Source organism: Novosphingobium sp. BL-S-34 (assembly GCF_056857015.1).
This window is the reverse complement of record NZ_JBXEPV010000003.1, coordinates 456,556-472,958: the sequence shown is the minus strand read 5'-3', so window position 1 is coordinate 472,958 and position 16,403 is coordinate 456,556. Positions and strand designations below refer to the sequence as shown.

The following is a 16,403-nucleotide window of genomic DNA, read 5'->3' as shown; positions in this document are numbered from 1 at the left end:
AGTAAAGATCAGGTTTAACCATAGTGGGTTAGAGTTTTTTTGATTACCCTGCCGTTTTGTTATGACGTGGTGCCCCAATGAATCTATGAAGTTGTACGATCAATGGGGAACGACCATGCTGGACTATCGTTATTAAATTAAACCCCTCATAGGATCCGTGCCGGCATGTTTCACGCGCAAAACGCCTTCTCCAGACATGCGGCTTCGTTCACGGACAACAAGAGGTACAAAAGCCCATCTTTCACGGATACATTCAAGGTTGCGCTCATCGGGACGTTCGCTCCGCGAAAATGTGGCATAGCGACGTTTACCGAGGACTTGAAAACGCATGTCGCTGCGCATTACCCGAACATTTCCTTTGATGTCTTTGCGCTCGACCACCGTAACGCACTGGCGCTTTACGATCCGGACATTCGCGTCATACCTGCGGGTGAACGGGACGCTTACTGCGCGGCGGCAGAACTTATCAACCTATCGAAACCAGACGCGGTCTGGCTTCAGCACGAATATGGCATCTTCGGAGGACCGGACGGCGAGCTGATATGCGAACTGGTCGACCGCCTCGAGGTGCCTCTCGTTGTTACTTTCCATACGATTCTGTCGTCGCCCTCGCCCAATCAGCGGGCGGTGCTTCAGCGCATTCTGCAGCGGGCCGAGCAGATTATGGTGATGTCCCAGGACGGCCGCGACCTTCTCGTAAAACTGTACGACGCCGACCCTGAACGTATATCTGTCATTGCCCATGGAGCCCCTGATCGCCCGTTCGGTCGGGAAGGGACGTTCAAGGCGAAGCTCGGACTGACAGGCCGGCCTGTCCTTATGACATTCGGGCTTTTAGGGCCGGGCAAGGGGCTGGAACATGCAATCGAAGCGCTCCCTGCGATTGCTGCACGGCATCCGGGGGTCGTTTATCGGATCGTGGGCGCGACCCACCCCAATCTTGTGCAGGAGCAGGGAGAGGCTTACCGCGAACGGCTACAAGCGCGCATCGGGGAGCTGGGCGTAACAGCCAATGTATCTTGGGATGACAAATTCCTCGAGACGGAGGAGCTACTCGACCAGATAGAAGCCTGCGACATCTATCTGACGCCTTATCCCAATCTGCAGCAATCGACCTCCGGGACGCTTAGCTACGCAGTCGCACTCGGCAAGGCTGTTGTTTCGACGCCGTACATCCATGCGCGCGAACTTCTTGCCGGCGGAGTAGGCGAACTGGTGCCCGTCGGAGAGCCGGCGGCTATTGCCGAGGCGATCGATGCCATTCTCACTTTTCCCGAGGCGATGGCTCAGCTAAAGCGTAGCGCCTACACCAAGGGGCGTTCCACCATCTGGCCCCGCTTCGCCCAGCATTGCGCGGGTCTAATCGGCCGGGCCGTGAGAGAGAAGCGTGCCTTGCGTATCCGCGGCGAAAGTCAGGAAACTTGTGACAATCACCGGGAACGATTTGGCGAAGCTGGCACGGCGCTCATTGGCATGCCTTCTATAGGGAACCAACCAGCTGCGAAGCGGCGCGGGGGGCAGCTAGCCCCCCGCAATAAGGCTTTTAACGTTCCATCGAGTGCTTGATGTCGCGCATCTCGTCATGCCCTGCTTTGACGGAGACGAAGCAGGTTTCAATAAGCTGACGCACTGGGGGGGAAAGCTCGCGGTCGGCCAGGGCATCCTCGAACTTGGCCTTGATGTGATCTTCGCCTGCTTCGACCTCATTGATGATAGCTTTGTCATCACGTCCGGTTACGGCAGATTTGAGATTCAAGAACATGCGGTGGGCCCCTGCCAAAACGGTGCCATCGTCTTCGGCCTTGCCACCCAGTTTGTTGACTTCCTGCTGTAAGCGCGAGGCGATTTCGCGGCGTTCACCAGCTCGGCTAGTGAAAAGCGACGTGAAACGTGCATTTTCACTATCTTTGACAGCCTCTGTATAGCCGTCAACGCTGTCGATCGTCGTTGCAATCAGGCTATTCAGTGTCGAAATATCGTGACTATTGTCGGACATAGTAGTTCCTATCGGATATGAAACCCGTAAACTCGCACGAGCAGAGACGGGACGACAGCTAAACGACCAGAAGACTGATTTGCTTCAGGAGAAAATAATATATTTACTGGAACTCATAAGTGTAGTGCATGTCACCTGCCGTTCCGCAGCCTGAAATGATCAGTCCTGATCTTAGTTTCCCGCCGGCAGCGTTTGCGGCAAGTCTTTCCAAAGTCCCGCGTTTTGATTTCGGCACGCGAAAAACTGCCTCTATGCTAGGAGTGCTGCGCGCGCGTCAGGGCTCAAGCACTATGCGGACCGGGACCCCTTTGGCAGCCGGCGTTTTCGAGTGCTCGTCGTGATACCAGAGCGGAATGAGCGGATTCATCTCTGGATAATAGGCAGCGATGCAGCCGCGAGGCAGTAGAAACGGAGTGATGGTAAGCCCGTCGACCTGACGATGCACGCCGTCACCGGCGTCACTCGCAAGTGAAACGACTTGACCATTGGTGAGGCCCGAGGCCGCGATGTCCTCGGGGTTCATGAGTACGACGTCGCGGGTGCCTTCAATGCCTCGCAGCCGGTCTGAATAGCCGTAGATCGTCGTGTTGAACTGATCGTTCGAGCGCAAGGTAACGAGCCGGTAACGACCGACAGCCGGCGTGAACCCGATTGATGTCATTGACTTGGGAACAGAAAATTCCGCCTTGCCGCTTTCTGTTTTCCAGACCCGCTCGCGTGAGGAATTACCGCGGTAAAAGCCGCCGGGAGTGAAGACGCGGGCGTTGAAATCGTGAAACTGCTCGGGGTAGGTTTCCTCGATATTGTCACGAATCGTGGCATAGCTCGCCGTCCATTCATCCCACGTGACCTTGGGATTAGGGGGCAGGGTTGCTTTTGCGATGCCTGCCACAATCGCCACCTCGCTCAACAGATGCTCGGATGCCGGCTTGTTCTTGCCAAGCGAACCGTGGATGCAAGAGAGCGAATCCTCCATCGTCACAGCCTGCGCGCCGCTTTCCTGCTCGTCTTCCTCCGATCGGCCAAGACAGGGCAAGAGGTAGGCGATTTCACCATTGATGAGATGGCTGCGGTTGAGCTTGGTGGCGATCTGCACGGTCAGGCGCATCTTTTGCCAGGCCGCTTCCATCTTCTCGCGTTCGGGAATAGCGCGAATGAAGTTGCCGCCGAGACCGATGAACGCCTTCACTTCGCCCGATATGATTTTCTCGCAAGCCTTGACGGTATTCATGCCTTCTTCGCGCGGCGGCTCGAACCCAAACTGCTGGGCAATTTTGTCGAGCGGCACCAACTCTGGCTTTTCGGAAATACCCACCGTTCGCTGGCCCTGAACGTTGGAATGCCCGCGGACCGGTGAAATGCCGGTGCCGTCGCGGCCAATATTGCCCTTCAAGAGCCACAAGTTAGTCAGAGCCGCGAGGTTGTCAAAGCCATGGACATGCTGGGTGAGCCCCATGCCGTACATGGCGATCGAACGCTTTGCCTCGACATAGATCTGTGCAGCCTCCTCCAGATCAGCGCGGGCAAGACCGCTCTCCCGCTCGATTTCCTGCCAGCTTGTTTCTTCGACATGCGCCTTCATCGCTTCAAAGCCAGTGGTATGCTGCTTAATGAAATCGATATCGAGAACGTGGAGTTTTTCCTCGTTCCACTTCTTCTCTTCTGCCGCCAGAACATGCTTGATCAGGCCAGTTATCGCCGCGATGTCCCCGCCCGCCTTTACTTGCAGATACAGCGTGGAAATCTGGGTTTTTTTGGGTGTCAACATTTCAGCGGGACTTTGCGGATTTTTGAAGACCTCCAGTCCCTTCTCGCGGATCGGGTTAAAGGTAACGATCTTGACCCCGCGTTTGACCGCCTCCTGCAAAGGGTGAAGAAGGCGCGGGCTGTTCGAACCGGTGTTCTGTCCGAAAAAAAAGATCGCATCGCAAAGTTCGAAATCTGACAAGACGCAGGTTCCCACAGGGGAGCCTATCAATTTCTTCAATGCGACCGAGGTCGTCTCGTGGCACATGTTCGAGCTGTCGGGCAGATTATTGTGGCCGTATAGCCGTGCGAAGAGCGCGTAAAGATAGCTGGTTTCAAGACTCGCGCGGCCGGAGGCGTAGAACACTGCTGCGCCTGGATCTATCGTCTTCAGCTCCCGGCCAATGGCGGTAAAGGCCTCCTGCCAGTCGCAGGGCAGGTAAGTGTCGGTGGCCCGATCGTAGCGCATGGGATGGGTTAGGCGCCCGAGTTGCTCCAGATCGTAGTCTTTCCAGGTCTTCAGCTCGCTTACACGAAGACCTGCAAGAACCTGCGGGGTGCAGCGTTTGCTGGTCAGCTCCCATAGCGTGGCCTTGGCGCCGTTTTCGCAAAATTCTAGCGGGTGGGCATTGGCCGGCTTGGTCCATGCGCAGGACACGCACATGAACCCTTTGACTTTGTTCTGACGCCGAAGAGTATTGATGGCAGCCAGCGTTGGTTTCTCCCGCCAGGCGATCTCCGCCATCCCGCGAAGGGATCCCCAGCCACCTTCGGTCCCTTCGTAGTGGACCGTGCCTTTTTCATCCTCAGCCATTTTAAACGACCCTCCAAGCTCGAGCAGACGCAAAGTCGGCTTTGGTGAAATTCACTTATGTTCGCCCGGAAGGCTCGTGGATCGGGCATCCGTTGAAGCGCGAGCGAAATGCGGCTGAATGCTCGTAGGGCGCTTTACGCGCCCGGTTGATATTCCCAAGCGGGCGATGTGCTTCAAGACCTACCCAAACTGAAAAGCGCATCCGCTCGTCGACAGCTGAGACCAAAGTTTCATCCCAGCTGTCTTGGGGGTCGGCGCGAAGAACAGCCACCGTCTCAAATGGACTTTCGGATTCCTGCCATTCGACTGTCGGATCCTCGATAGGTTGTTTTTCGAGGTCACGGCAGAGCTGGACGCGTAGCTCCCACTGAGCTTCCAGCGTTCTCATCCCTGCGCGTACGGCCTCACGGATCGCATCAGGGCTATGGGAGGCGTCGATTGTCATCCCTGTCCTGGCCGTGAGGCCCGGCGAGACCGGCACTAACTTGAATTTGGCGACGTAATCGCCGTACCGAAATGGCGTGATGCTGAAATATGTCTCCCCCAGTGGATCCGAATTCGGCGCCCCGCCGAGCGATTGCACCTTGGGGCTCGCGATGCCAATGGCTTCCAAGGCTGCGTTAACGCTGCGTAGGACGCGTGAGAGGCCTTCCTTGGTTCCCTCCAGCTTGTCAGTGGTCTTCGCCAGTAGCCTTAGATTTCCGAGGAATTTGTCGGCCGTGGGTGTCTGGAATACAGGCCCATTGACCAATACGAAATTCTGCGTTGTACCTTCGGCATCAGGCAGCCGCTCGCCCTCAACATCGAGGACCTTGATCGCCATACCGCGCGGCAGACTGATACTGTCCGGCAGCAAGTCGCCGGCGTTTGTCGAAAGCCTTATCACAACATCATGTGTGGCAGGATTTGCAAACAGGCCTTGGGCAAGTTCGCCCGGCAATCCTTCGACGACGGTCAACGTACCCTTGATAATCCCATGTGCCTTAGCATGAACCGACCGTACTGCATGACCATAGTCCTGCGCGGTGGTCTCCATGATCTCGTCGAAGGTTTCATTAATTTTGTCGATCGTTTGATCTTCGTCCGGCCGGTAGGTTTCGAGCGATGGCGAGTAGGGGATAGGAGACGCAAGAGCCATAAAGGGGACTCCACTGGATGATCAAAACGAGGCGAGGGACCGCGCTTTCAAGAACGCAGATATGACATGAAAACACCTCAGGCTCTCGCTTGGCTCCCATAGAACTTCCGCAGGTAAGGTGGTCGGCGCTCTCGCAGCACGCAACGTCGCAATCGCGCGCTCTGCAATTGAGATTTCAGCGACTCGTCCGACAGTTCGAGCCCCGGACTTTATTTTTTCGAAGCAACTCCGGGGCGCCATTTTGGAGCGGCAGGAAGTGCCGGGTCAGCGTTCGCGTGTGAGTTTGGATTTGAGAACGCACCTTATTGTGCACCGCAACCAATCCGGAATTGCAAACGTTAGCTTTGCAATCCCTTTCAGCACAGGAGTTCTGCATGTTCGCGAGCAAGGAAAAGGTGCGGTACGCCGTCGTCGGGGGCGGGCAGATATCCCAGCAGGCTTTCATGCCCGGGATCGGGCGCACGGACAATTCCAAGCTCGCCGCACTGGTAACTGGCGATCCGATAAAAGCGGAGAGGTTGGCTGGAAAATACAAGATCAAGGCCTGGTCTTATGACCAATACAGCGAGCTTCTTCGCTCGGGCGAGATAGATGCGGTTTATATTGCGACGCCAAACGCGCTGCATACCGATTTTGTAACTGCCGCTCTGGAAGCTGGTATTCATGTTCTTCTGGAAAAGCCCGCTGCGGCCAGTCTTGCCGATGCCGAGAAAATCATGGCCTTGCAAAAGCGGTCCGGGGCAAAGCTGATGATTGCCTACAGGCTTCATCACGAGCCTGGAACCGTGGAAATGGTGGCGCGGGCCAGAAGGGGTGAGTTTGGCGATCTTCGCGCGTTCACAGCAATTTTCACACAAGACGTCGCGGAAGAGAACTCACGTGGGCACAATGGATATTGGGGGGGGCCGGTGCCGGATATGGGAACCTACCCGCTCAATGCGGTCCGCAACTTGTTTGGTGATGAACCCACCTCGGTACATGCAGTGGGGACAAGAACCCTGGGCCGCGGCTTTAACTTCGACGATACTGTTGCCGTGACGCTCACTTTCCCGGGCGATCGTTTGGCTCAGTTCACAGTAAGCTACGCCACTGCACCGGCCGAAAGCTTTACCCTTATCGGAACCAAGGCAACGATCGAGGCCTCGCCATGCTTCATGTTTGGCCCGAAAGTGGGCATTTCCTATAAGGAAACCACGGCGCAAGGAAGCAAGACTCACGCTTTCGAACCTGTCGAGCAGTTTGGCAACGAGACGCAGTACTTTTCTGATTGCATCTTGAACGATCGTCAGCCTGAAGCTGACGCGGAGGAGGGATACATGGATATGCGGGTTCTCGACGCTGTCGAGCGCTCGCTGGAAACCGGCAGTGTCGTTATGCTTGAGCCGGTGCGTCGCAGCCGGCAAATAACGCCGGATCAGGCTCTTCAGTTGAAGCCGGCGAGAGAGCCTGGCGAAGAGGAGCTGATAAGCGTGATACCGCAATCTGCATGACCGTGACGGGCTTGCTGACAAAGGTACGATCGGTAGCCGGCATTCGCTCGGGAGCAGGCCTGCGCCGAGATGGGTATCTTCCGCTGGAAGCATACGGTGCGCTGGGCGATGGCCGTACGGTTGCGCTGTCCGGAGCTGATGGTTCGATTGATTGGTGGTGCGTTCCCAATCTGGATTCGCCGCCCCTCTTCGACAGACTGCTGGATGCCGAGGAGGGCGGCCGCTTTGTGATTACCCCCGACGAGCCGTACGAGACAGAACGGCGGTATCTTCCAGACAGCAACGTACTTGAGACGGTGTTTACGACGGCCTCGGGATCCGCGAAACTCACGGAGTCGATTAACAGCGGTACCGCAGGTCGGTTGCCGTGGGCAGAACTTGCCCGCCGGATCGAAGGAATCAATGGCACTGTGCGTTTCCAGCTGGAAATGAGGCCGGGCCGCAGGGGCCGGGCGGCGAGTCCATACCAGTCGCAGATCGGGCGCCACTCGGTGTTTCATGTTGGCGACGTTTTGGGACTTCTTCTTCATTCCGGCGGAGTGGCAGTAGATCGCAGCGACGAGGTGGTAGTAGGCTCATTTGCCGTGCGCTCAGGCCAGCGTGAGGTCATTGCAGTGATCGCAGGCGAAGGTGAACCCTTGGTAGTGCCGCCCGTAGAAGACATTGACGAGCGAATAGATGTTTCCGATGCCGAATGGCGAGCATGGGCGGAGCGCGTCGCATATGGCGGACAAAACCGGCCAGCTTTCATCCGTAGCGTACTCGTCCTCAAGCTGCTGCTGTTTTCGCCCTCCGGGGCGATTGCGGCGGCCGCGACAAGCTCGCTGCCTGAAGGGATCGGCGGCGCGAAGAATTACGACTATCGTTACGCCTGGGTGCGCGATGCCGGCTATACGATAAAGGCTTTCCTCGCAGCCGGAGCTCAGCCGGAGGCCAAGGCGGCGTTTACCTGGTTGCTTAAACGGCTGGAAGTACACGGCCAACGCGTCTGTTATACTCTTGCGGGAGGCATAGTGCCCGATGTGAGAGAAATTGACGTCAGTGGCTATCGATGTTCGCGCCCTGTCAGGGTTGGCAACATTGCAACCGATCAAGCTCAGCACGGGGTCTATGGAGACATTTTCGAAACCGCAGCGCGGTTTGTGGAGTGCGGTAACATCCTCGATGCGTCGAGTGCGGAAACCCTTTCTCACCTCGCTGATCGCTGCGCTGATAGCTGGCGGCAAAAAGATTCCGGCATTTGGGAACTCGAAACCCTCGAGCATTACACAATGTCGAAGGTCAGCTGCTGGCAAGCCCTCACTCGAGCAGTATGCCTTGCTGACGCGGGGCAGCTACCTACTACCTGCCGGGACCGGTGGGCGCGCGAACGGGACCGGATAGCATCGTGGATAGATGAGAATTGCTGGTCTCAAAAGCGTCAGGCCTATGTCCTTCATCCTGGATCGGAACGGCTCGATGCTTCGCTTGCCCTCATGGTGCGGTTTGGGTTCGAAGGCCGTAAAAGACTGGCCAAAACAATTGACGCAATCGAGAGCGAACTTGGCCGCGGCAGTTGGCATTACCGCTACAGCGGGGCTGAAAAAGAAGAAGGATGTTTCCTGGCCTGTACCTTCTGGATCATCGAGGCACATCTTCTTCTGGGGCGGCAGGGCCGCGCGCATGAAATGCTAACCAAATTGGAATCTACATTGAACCGAGGTGTAGGCATTCTTTCCGAGATGATCGACCCTCAGGACGGATCCTATCTCGGCAATTTGCCGCAAGGCCTGTCGCATCTCGCGTATGTCATGACAATGGATGTTCTTAGCACTAGCCCACCGTCGAAGGGCGAGGCATTTCAACCAGCTTAGCACACTGCATCATGTCGCCCGATGAATGCCTTAAAAAGTGATCCGACGAGCATGAAGAAGCACATCCGCGCAGCGAAGGTCACCTGAATAGGATAAAGATATCTTGCGGCCAGCAGCTATCTGCCCCGGCGCCTTCGTGACGACGGTCGGCAAAGGCGAAGAACGCGGGTGCATTTGGGTCGTAAAATCCGGGAGCGGTAGGTGATTAGTATATCAGGCCTTGCTGCTGCCCATCACCTCGCCGAGGCGAACCGGCCGCTGCGGGGCCCAATTCTCGTTGAAGGCGATCGCGCCTTCAACGAACAGCATGACGATAGTGGAACCAAGCAGAAAGCGGCCCATCTCGTCACCCTGCTTTATAAGGATACGCGGCTCGGGATAGGTCCACTCAGACGGGTTTTGGACGCGTTTTGGGTTCACCACCCCGTGCCAGGTTGTCGCAATGCTGCCAACGATTGTTGCGCCTACCAGCACCATTACAAACGGACCGTGGTGCCTCGATTCAAAAACGCATACCACGCGCTCATTGCGCGCAAACAGGTTCGGAATGCTTCTTGCAGTGGCCGGATTGACCGAAAAAAGTGTTCCCGGCACATAGATCATTCGAGTCAACCACCCGTCACATGGCATGTGAAGACGGTGATAGTCCTTGGGCGAAAGATATAAGTTGGCGAATGCGCCATGACGAAATTTGGCTGCAAGCTCTTTGTCTCCCCCAACCAACTCCGCAGTCGTAAAGCGATGTCCCTTGGCCTGCAGGATTTGATGATCGTCGATCGCTCCGAATTGGCTGATCGCGCCGTCCACCGGACAGACGAAATCCGCGAGCGCAAGCGGACGGGCGCCGAGACGCAGTGGCCGGGTGAAAAAGTCATTGAAACTTTTATAGCTTCCGATGTCTGCATTTGCAGCTTCGGTCATGTCCACGCCGTATTTCTTTACAAACCAGCGGATCAAGCGGGTCGTGATCCGACCGGCGCTTGCGCCCGCGACGCGGCCCGCAGCACTTGTAATCGCCTGCTTAGGAAGGAGATTTTGTAGCAATAGGTTAAAGCGGTCGGACAAGGTAAGCCTCTGGGTTGCGCTCGCAGCTAATTTTTGCAGTTCCTGAGATGGATCGGCATCCCGGGATGAACAGGTGATTCTATCTGGGGCATAGGCTGAATTTACGCAGCTGACGACGGCGATCTCGCGTGACCCCTGCGAACGACCGAATGGCGAGAAGCCGTGATTGATCGAACGAGATTTTGACGGCATTCAAGTTTCACAAGTACGCAGGATCGCCGCGCTGCACCTCACAAACGTTATGAGGCCCTGCGATTTCGTGTCTGAACCGACTTTGCCATCTTTCGCAGATGCCTATATATTTACCGAGGGTTTGCTGTTGCCGGGTGCGATAAAAATCGACGGCCCCCTGAAGACGACGTGGCCATCTGCTCGCCGGGTAATCTCGAATCTGGTCGCGGGCCCCCGTATCAGGGCATTATGAGCATGGGTTATCACGCTTTCCAGTGAGCGGCCGGCCCAGGTCTCCTCGGCCACGACTTGGTGATCATTGAAAAACAGCAACCTGTACATCTCAAACGACCTTGATGACATTTTGGGAGCCGCGGGGGCCGCTCCGATCTTCAAAGGCAGCGGCCCCCTGACCGCTCGGCACCGCGAACGCGGGAGAAAGCCATGCTGCGAAACTTGATCCATCCAGATCCAAGATCAGCAACGACGTGGGTTCGCGATCGGTTCCTCCGTAAGCTTGTTAGAAACACGGCGCTGCGCTCCAGGTACGGAAGCTGAGGCCGAAGCCCAGCTCGCATGTACTGCAAACCATGATGCGACATTTGGACGCTGCGGAGCCGTCCCGCACTGGCGACTTTTCAAATAATCAACGCCGTGCGCAGGCCGCAGTTCTGCCCTATCCCGGTGCCGCTGCAGGTGCGGTTCATCGTCGAAGCGCAGACCTACAGCTGCGTCGCCGTCTCGCTCGATCTCCCGACTCTGCGTGACAGTCCGCCGAGCGGGTAATAAAGCCTTTTGCAGTGTTCAGTCTGGGAGGGCCGCCTTCCTTTCGGAAAGCGGCCCATTCGCTAGAGCGCGTCGGACTGCACTGGTGGAGACTACCAACGACGCGTTCCTACCGAACGCTTCGAGTGCCCCAAACACGTTAATGGACAATGAAATTCGCCGACAGATAGGTTACAGTATGCATTCATCAGCAATATGAAAAAGGCCGAGAATCACGGGGGGCGCTCTTCTCGGCCTTTCTACGGCGGATCACAATTCGCCGTGCGCATGTCACTGCCAAAATTTCTTAATCTCGCCAAGGTGACTCGCACTGAGCAGCGGCTGGGGGGCCGCTGCACGGCGCGTGCTATTTGCCAATCGGCCGCATGGGACAAGAGAGTTCGCGGCGAGTTGCTAGGTTATGCCCATTTTATCGCTTGGCTTTGCGGCTTTCGAGGCGCCCTTCGAAATTTATTGCAAGGGCGCTGCGAACGGTGGGCTTATCGTGGCCAGCGCGCATCGAGCGGCATGCTGGCGTGCAAATCGACGCCATCGGCGACCCTTGGAATATGTGCCCGCGTGGTCTCGCTCATGTACAGCGCTGCGGCTACGCGCAGCACAAGCGCTAACATCAACGTTGCCGTGGCGAAATCGGACATCGGACCGGTGCTTCTTTTGCTCGAGTGTACGAATTCGTCCGGGTATCCACATGACGCGGCCCTTTTCGGACTTGCCTATTGGTTACAAGACGCCGTCTTGGCCTCGATATCCCCATCCTTGCAAATTTTCATACGAAAAGCGCTTATCTTGCTTGATGGCCGCACCGTTAGCGGACGAGCCTCAATTGCTTGACGGCATGATCGTTCGCGATCCCGCTAAAGGCCTTGACCTCATCTAGTTCCGACAGATAGCCTTTAAGCCGCGCATCGCCGAGTTCGATCCCATGTTCGCGGCCCGTGAATTGGAGCTCGCGCAAACATTCCTCGGCGTCGTGCCGGTCGAGCCGCGATAGCAAGTTTGCCAGGATATGGCGGATAGCAAACTGGGCACCCTCAAATTCAAGCGCCGCCCTTTCCAGATTATCCACTCGCGAATTCATATACGTATTCATATCTATCGTATCCCGCCCGTATGAACATTACTGCACAATTTGCGACCACGACGTTTTTTTGAAAATTACAGGAAATATGTTTAAACAATCGTTATCATGGATCAACGGCACTACTCTGTTACAAAGTTTTCATCGTTGCCGCGCCTACCTACCTAGGCGCTCCAGCGGATGAGACAATGGGGCTCGCTAGTCTAGAAACGGGCTTGGTGGTAAGATAACCTCTGAAAAAGCCCCAACTTGCCGCGCCCGCTAGTCAAATCTTCTGCCGTCTCATCCTATCCCAGTCGGAAGCTCCTCCAGCGATAGTGGCTTGATCTCTCGCGGGAGCTACCTTGCCGAGACCCAACATTTGAAAGTCCCGCTCAAGCATATAGGTGGCTGATCCTGGCTTCGGGCATGGCCGCGTGGGCGAGAAGAGAGCGATGGCAGCAAGCTGGATCTCTCTCGAAGCACAGGAGCACGGTGGGTCTCTCCACCGCCAAAGCACGCAGCTGCGCCATCTGGGCCAGCGCTTCCGGCAGTTCCAATTGGCCTGCGTATACGTCGGCAAGTTTCTGGAAATTATGCTTCCGCGCGGCTTCGCGGCCTTCGGGGGGCGTGCCAAGGGCCTTTAGGCCGATATAGTCAATCCCTGCTTCCCGCAATCCAGCCGCCAGAACGTTCTTTGAAAATCCTGGTCGGCGGGAGAGCGGAACTGCCCTGACGTCAGCCAGCAGCGTAACGGCCGCTGATTTCAGAGCGTCAATGAGCGCTGATTGGGTTGCCCCTTCATAACCTATCGTGAAAATATGCATTGTATCGATATAGGTGAGATGTGGCGGAATAAAATAGGTGCGAACAATGTCCGGCTTATGCCTGGTCAGATCTGACTTTCCCCGTATCTACCTGGCCCGATGTACTTAGATATTGGCCTCTTTTATGACGCTGTCCGCACGGCTTTCTAGGCAATTGCGAGCAATCAGCGGGTAATGGCCCGGCAATCTCCAGCGCTCGCGGTATTCGCTTGGTGTCAGCTGATGCTTGGTCAGCAAATGACGCTTTAGCGTTTTGAAGCTCTTGCCGCATTCAAGGCAGGCAATGCCATCTGATTTTGACGAATCCCCGATGGGTACGGCCGGATTGCGCGGCAACGTGCTTGCCTCGGGTATCTGACTGAGGTTGGCGAGGGAATCGTAGACCGCAGTGACCAGTTGAGACAAATCATCTGCGGAAATCGCGTTGTTGCTCACATAAGCCGAGATGATTTCGGCACCAAGGGGCAAGAGTGACTTATCTGGCATCGCGCGTAGCTCACCCAATTTTTGCGACTGGCTATGGCGACATCCTTGGACCTGCTCCATGAATATGCAACGGATATTGCGGTTCGCACCCGATTCGACCTTTGCTACCCCTTGCGAACGATGCCTGCCGAAGTATCAACTTGCATAACAGAGTGTTGTTGAGGTGACCAATAGGTTCATGTATTGTGTTATAAGCCCGCCTACGATAAGTGAAAAATAATTATATTCTATACTTGACTTTATCGGGGCAAGTCCTTGCCATTTAAGACGCGGAATTTCTATTGGCGACGGTATCAGATGTAAGCAGAAGGAATCATGTTTATTATTGATAGTCTTGTAGCCACGCTGCGTACAAGCCATTTCATATCAGAGTTTCTATTTTTTTCAGCGGCACCGATTGGCCCTGGCGATGTTATACGTTGCAACCGGTGCCGGCTTGTGAGCCGGCGCTGATGCTTGCAGGCGAGCTTTGGCACAAAAATATGGCTCAGCGCCTCGTACGAGCGTAAGCGGGACGCCATGAAGCTGAATGCATGCGACAACGAGCCTATCCACATTCCCGGATCGATCCAGCCCCACGGGCTGCTTCTCATCGTATCCGCCGAAAGCGGGGAAATAGTCGGAGGCGCCGGTGAAATCGAGAACCGGTTGCGCAGCGATTGGCTTGGATTGCCGGTGGGCCTGCTTATTGGAGAGGCCGCCGCTGAACGTTTGAACTCTTGCACGCGGCGCCAATGCGAGCTGGGCCGCTTGTCCCATGCGGCGATGGAGGGTGTTGCCTTTCGTAGCGGTGCGCATTGGCTGGTGCAGCTTGAACCGGCCGCTGAGGAAATGCCGGAAAGCGACGTGCTTGGATGGATGCATGAAGTCGGTCTGCAGTTCGAGCGGTCGGCTGATCTGAAGGAGCTCTGCGATCGGGCTGCTCACAGCTTCGCGGAATTGACGGGCTACGATCGGGTGATGATCTATCGGTTCGTGGACGAGGAGGCAGGCGAAGTCATTGCCGAAGCTCGTTCCGCAGCCGCCGCGAGTTTCCTGAACCATCGTTTTCCAGCCTCTGATATTCCAAGGCAGGCGCGCGCGCTTTATGTCAGAAATCGCGTAAGGGTCATTCCGGACGTGAATTATACGCCCCAGCCGGTTCGGCCGGCCGCTCACGCTAATTTCGACATGTCCGATATCGATCTGCGCAGCGTATCGCCGGTACACATCGAATATCTCCAGAACATGGGTGTGCAAGCATCTGCATCGATGTCGATTGTGCGGGACGGTGTGCTTTGGGGCCTGGTTGCTTGTCATCACAGCGAACCTCGCTTGCTGGACATGACGAAACGGCGGGCAGCCGTTCTTGTCGCTGCAGGGCTTGCCCGGCAGATTGCAGCGAAGGAAGAAGCTCAGTCCTACCGTGAGCGGCTTCAGATCCGAACGGAAGAGGATGCGGTCTACGGGCAACTCGCGGAAAGCGGAGATCTCTTCGAGATGCTGAAAGGCGCGAGCGCATCAATATGCCGCTTGTTTTCCGCCGATGGCTTTGCCGTCGTTCATGGAGGCAAGGTTTACGCCGAGGGTTCTTCACCCGAAGCACACGGGATCCTGGCGTTAGCCGATTGGGTCCAAGGGCAGGGGCCGCGACCTTACGTCACGGACACGCTGTCCGGTGCTTACGAACCTGCTCTTGCGTATTGCGCCGCGGCTTCAGGCCTCCTGTCCGTGACGGTTTCGAGCAAGGTCCCCACCGTTCTGATGTGGTTCCGCGCAGAAGAAGTCGAGGTTCAGACCTGGGCGGGTAATCCGCACGAGGCGCGAGCCTTGAAGGCGGGGGAACGCCTGACGCCGCGTGCTTCATTCGAAGACTGGACCGAAACTGTTCGCGGTAAAGCGAGAGCCTGGAAAGCGGCCGAAGTTGAAGGGGCGCGGCGTTTCCTGGCCAAACTCTATGAGATCCGCCAGAATGCCCGAATTCGAGATCTATCCGAGAGCCTGCACGTCGCTGTTGCTGACAAGGATCGACTGATCGCGCAAAAGGATACCTTGCTGCGCGAAGTCAACCACCGGGTCCAGAACAGCATACAACTGATCATGGCCTTCTTGAATATGCAGTCCCGGGCGACGGAAAACGGCGCAGCGCGAGAAAGCCTTGAAGAAGCACAGCGCCGCCTTGCTGCTGTAGCTCTCGTCCATCGCCGGCTTTATGCCGACGACAATGTCGAACTCGTGGACCTGTCGCGCTACCTTGCTGAGCTGATCGACGACCTGAAGTCGTCGATCGGCAATCAATGGTCCGACTATCTCAGCGTCGACCTGGCCCCGGTTATGATCCCTGCGGATAGCGCCGTCCATGTCGGGCTGGTTCTGGTCGAGCTGGTCATCAACGCGCAAAAATACGCATATGGCGGAGACCCGGGACCGATTTCGGTGCGGCTGGAGGAGCATCGCTCGCGTTTTCGGCTAATTGTTTCCGACCGGGGAGTCGGGCGCCGAAGCGAGCGGGTCGGGTTTGGATCGCGGGTAATGAAGGCTATGGTCAGTCAGCTATCGGGTATCCTGGAGGATGACGATTATCTTGACGGACTGCGAGTGGTCCTAACTGCACCGCTCAAAGTGACTGGCGCCACGTCCGAACGGGCGCAAATTTGACCGATATTTGTTCCGCGTCTTCCCAAAATTGAGGAAAAGGGCCGCCTGAGATTAAGTGACGGGCCAGCTTCTGGGGGAAGGGCGGCGAGACCGGACCGCGAGGGCCTGAAGCCTTCGCTTCGCCGCTGCCAACCATGCCGGGTTCGGGTGTCTTTGGCTCCGGCCCGGGCGGCAAGATCGCGGCCGGCTTGCCGGTGCTGCTTTGACCCTGGGGGCTTCGTTGTGCCAGGCGCTCTGCCAACACTGCGCCTTGAAGAGTGGCGCGGCCCGGCATCATTGAGAAAGTACGCTCAGCCGCAACATAAGGCATCTGCGTCCGTTTCCCACGTCGCAAAGC

At 56.6% G+C, this 16,403-nt stretch carries 12 protein-coding genes; 4 read left to right on the top strand and 8 right to left on the bottom strand.

Annotated elements, in window-relative coordinates:
- Positions 1-165 precede the first annotated feature (165 nt).
- Positions 166-1,566, top strand: a complete 1,401-nt coding sequence (locus AC1VV3_RS24960; protein ID WP_482963202.1) for a glycosyltransferase family 4 protein — start codon at positions 166-168, stop codon at positions 1,564-1,566.
- Here the strand turns inward: AC1VV3_RS24960 and AC1VV3_RS24955 are convergent.
- From AC1VV3_RS24955 to AC1VV3_RS24945, 3 genes are all read right to left on the bottom strand, one after another.
- Positions 1,544-1,996, bottom strand: a complete 453-nt coding sequence (locus tag AC1VV3_RS24955) for a PA2169 family four-helix-bundle protein (protein ID WP_465128568.1) — start codon at positions 1,994-1,996, stop codon at positions 1,544-1,546. The genes AC1VV3_RS24960 and AC1VV3_RS24955 overlap by 23 nt on opposite strands.
- A gap of 274 nt (positions 1,997-2,270) precedes the next feature.
- Positions 2,271-4,556 carry an FdhF/YdeP family oxidoreductase gene (locus tag AC1VV3_RS24950; RefSeq protein WP_482963201.1) on the bottom strand — a complete coding sequence of 762 codons (2,286 nt, stop codon included), beginning with the start codon at positions 4,554-4,556 and terminating at the stop codon, positions 2,271-2,273.
- Positions 4,557-4,611: 55 nt separating this feature from the next.
- A complete protein-coding gene (locus AC1VV3_RS24945) occupies positions 4,612-5,694 on the bottom strand; it encodes a catalase family protein (RefSeq protein WP_482963200.1) in 1,083 nt (360 codons plus the stop codon).
- 374 nt (positions 5,695-6,068) lie between these two features.
- Between AC1VV3_RS24945 and AC1VV3_RS24940 the strand changes: the two genes are divergently transcribed.
- Both AC1VV3_RS24940 and AC1VV3_RS24935 read left to right on the top strand, forming a co-directional pair.
- On the top strand, positions 6,069-7,184 hold the full coding sequence (locus AC1VV3_RS24940; protein WP_482963199.1) for a Gfo/Idh/MocA family protein: 1,116 nt from the start codon (positions 6,069-6,071) through the stop codon (positions 7,182-7,184).
- Positions 7,181-9,037, top strand: coding sequence for a glycoside hydrolase family 15 protein (locus AC1VV3_RS24935; RefSeq protein ID WP_482963198.1), 1,857 nt, complete (start codon positions 7,181-7,183; stop codon positions 9,035-9,037). Before AC1VV3_RS24940 ends, AC1VV3_RS24935 begins: the two co-directional genes overlap by 4 nt.
- A gap of 213 nt (positions 9,038-9,250) precedes the next feature.
- On the opposite strand, the gene asd is transcribed toward AC1VV3_RS24935, so the two are convergent.
- From asd to AC1VV3_RS24910, 5 genes are all read right to left on the bottom strand, one after another.
- The gene (gene asd / locus AC1VV3_RS24930) at positions 9,251-10,102 is read right to left on the bottom strand and encodes an archaetidylserine decarboxylase (RefSeq protein WP_465128867.1); all 852 of its coding nucleotides are present in this window, start codon (positions 10,100-10,102) and stop codon (positions 9,251-9,253) included.
- A gap of 1,436 nt (positions 10,103-11,538) precedes the next feature.
- Positions 11,539-11,697, bottom strand: coding sequence for a hypothetical protein (locus AC1VV3_RS24925; protein WP_482963197.1), 159 nt, complete (start codon positions 11,695-11,697; stop codon positions 11,539-11,541).
- A gap of 167 nt (positions 11,698-11,864) precedes the next feature.
- Positions 11,865-12,125 carry a hypothetical protein gene (locus tag AC1VV3_RS24920; protein ID WP_465128573.1) on the bottom strand — a complete coding sequence of 87 codons (261 nt, stop codon included), beginning with the start codon at positions 12,123-12,125 and terminating at the stop codon, positions 11,865-11,867.
- A gap of 386 nt (positions 12,126-12,511) precedes the next feature.
- Positions 12,512-12,943, bottom strand: a complete 432-nt coding sequence (locus AC1VV3_RS24915; protein WP_132270464.1) for a DUF488 domain-containing protein — start codon at positions 12,941-12,943, stop codon at positions 12,512-12,514.
- A 105-nt stretch (positions 12,944-13,048) separates the two neighbouring features.
- On the bottom strand, positions 13,049-13,489 hold the full coding sequence (locus tag AC1VV3_RS24910; RefSeq protein ID WP_482963196.1) for a Ros/MucR family transcriptional regulator: 441 nt from the start codon (positions 13,487-13,489) through the stop codon (positions 13,049-13,051).
- 459 nt (positions 13,490-13,948) lie between these two features.
- On the opposite strand from AC1VV3_RS24910, the gene AC1VV3_RS24905 reads away from it, so the two are divergent.
- Positions 13,949-16,066, top strand: coding sequence for a histidine kinase dimerization/phosphoacceptor domain -containing protein (locus tag AC1VV3_RS24905; RefSeq protein ID WP_482963195.1), 2,118 nt, complete (start codon positions 13,949-13,951; stop codon positions 16,064-16,066).
- The last annotated feature ends 337 nt before the right edge of the window (positions 16,067-16,403 follow it).

What these genes read in the sequence shown, in the direction of transcription:
- AC1VV3_RS24960 (WP_482963202.1), top strand. Translation starts at nt 166, where the DNA reads ATGTTTCACGCGCAAAACGCCTTCTCCAGACATGCGGCTTCGTTCACG.
- AC1VV3_RS24955 (WP_465128568.1), bottom strand. Translation starts at nt 1,996, where the DNA reads ATGTCCGACAATAGTCACGATATTTCGACACTGAATAGCCTGATTGCA.
- AC1VV3_RS24950 (WP_482963201.1), bottom strand. Translation starts at nt 4,556, where the DNA reads ATGGCTGAGGATGAAAAAGGCACGGTCCACTACGAAGGGACCGAAGGT.
- AC1VV3_RS24945 (WP_482963200.1), bottom strand. Translation starts at nt 5,694, where the DNA reads ATGGCTCTTGCGTCTCCTATCCCCTACTCGCCATCGCTCGAAACCTAC.
- AC1VV3_RS24940 (WP_482963199.1), top strand. Translation starts at nt 6,069, where the DNA reads ATGTTCGCGAGCAAGGAAAAGGTGCGGTACGCCGTCGTCGGGGGCGGG.
- AC1VV3_RS24935 (WP_482963198.1), top strand. Translation starts at nt 7,181, where the DNA reads ATGACCGTGACGGGCTTGCTGACAAAGGTACGATCGGTAGCCGGCATT.
- AC1VV3_RS24925 (WP_482963197.1), bottom strand. Translation starts at nt 11,697, where the DNA reads ATGTCCGATTTCGCCACGGCAACGTTGATGTTAGCGCTTGTGCTGCGC.
- AC1VV3_RS24915 (WP_132270464.1), bottom strand. Translation starts at nt 12,943, where the DNA reads ATGCATATTTTCACGATAGGTTATGAAGGGGCAACCCAATCAGCGCTC.
- AC1VV3_RS24910 (WP_482963196.1), bottom strand. Translation starts at nt 13,489, where the DNA reads ATGGAGCAGGTCCAAGGATGTCGCCATAGCCAGTCGCAAAAATTGGGT.
- AC1VV3_RS24905 (WP_482963195.1), top strand. Translation starts at nt 13,949, where the DNA reads ATGAAGCTGAATGCATGCGACAACGAGCCTATCCACATTCCCGGATCG.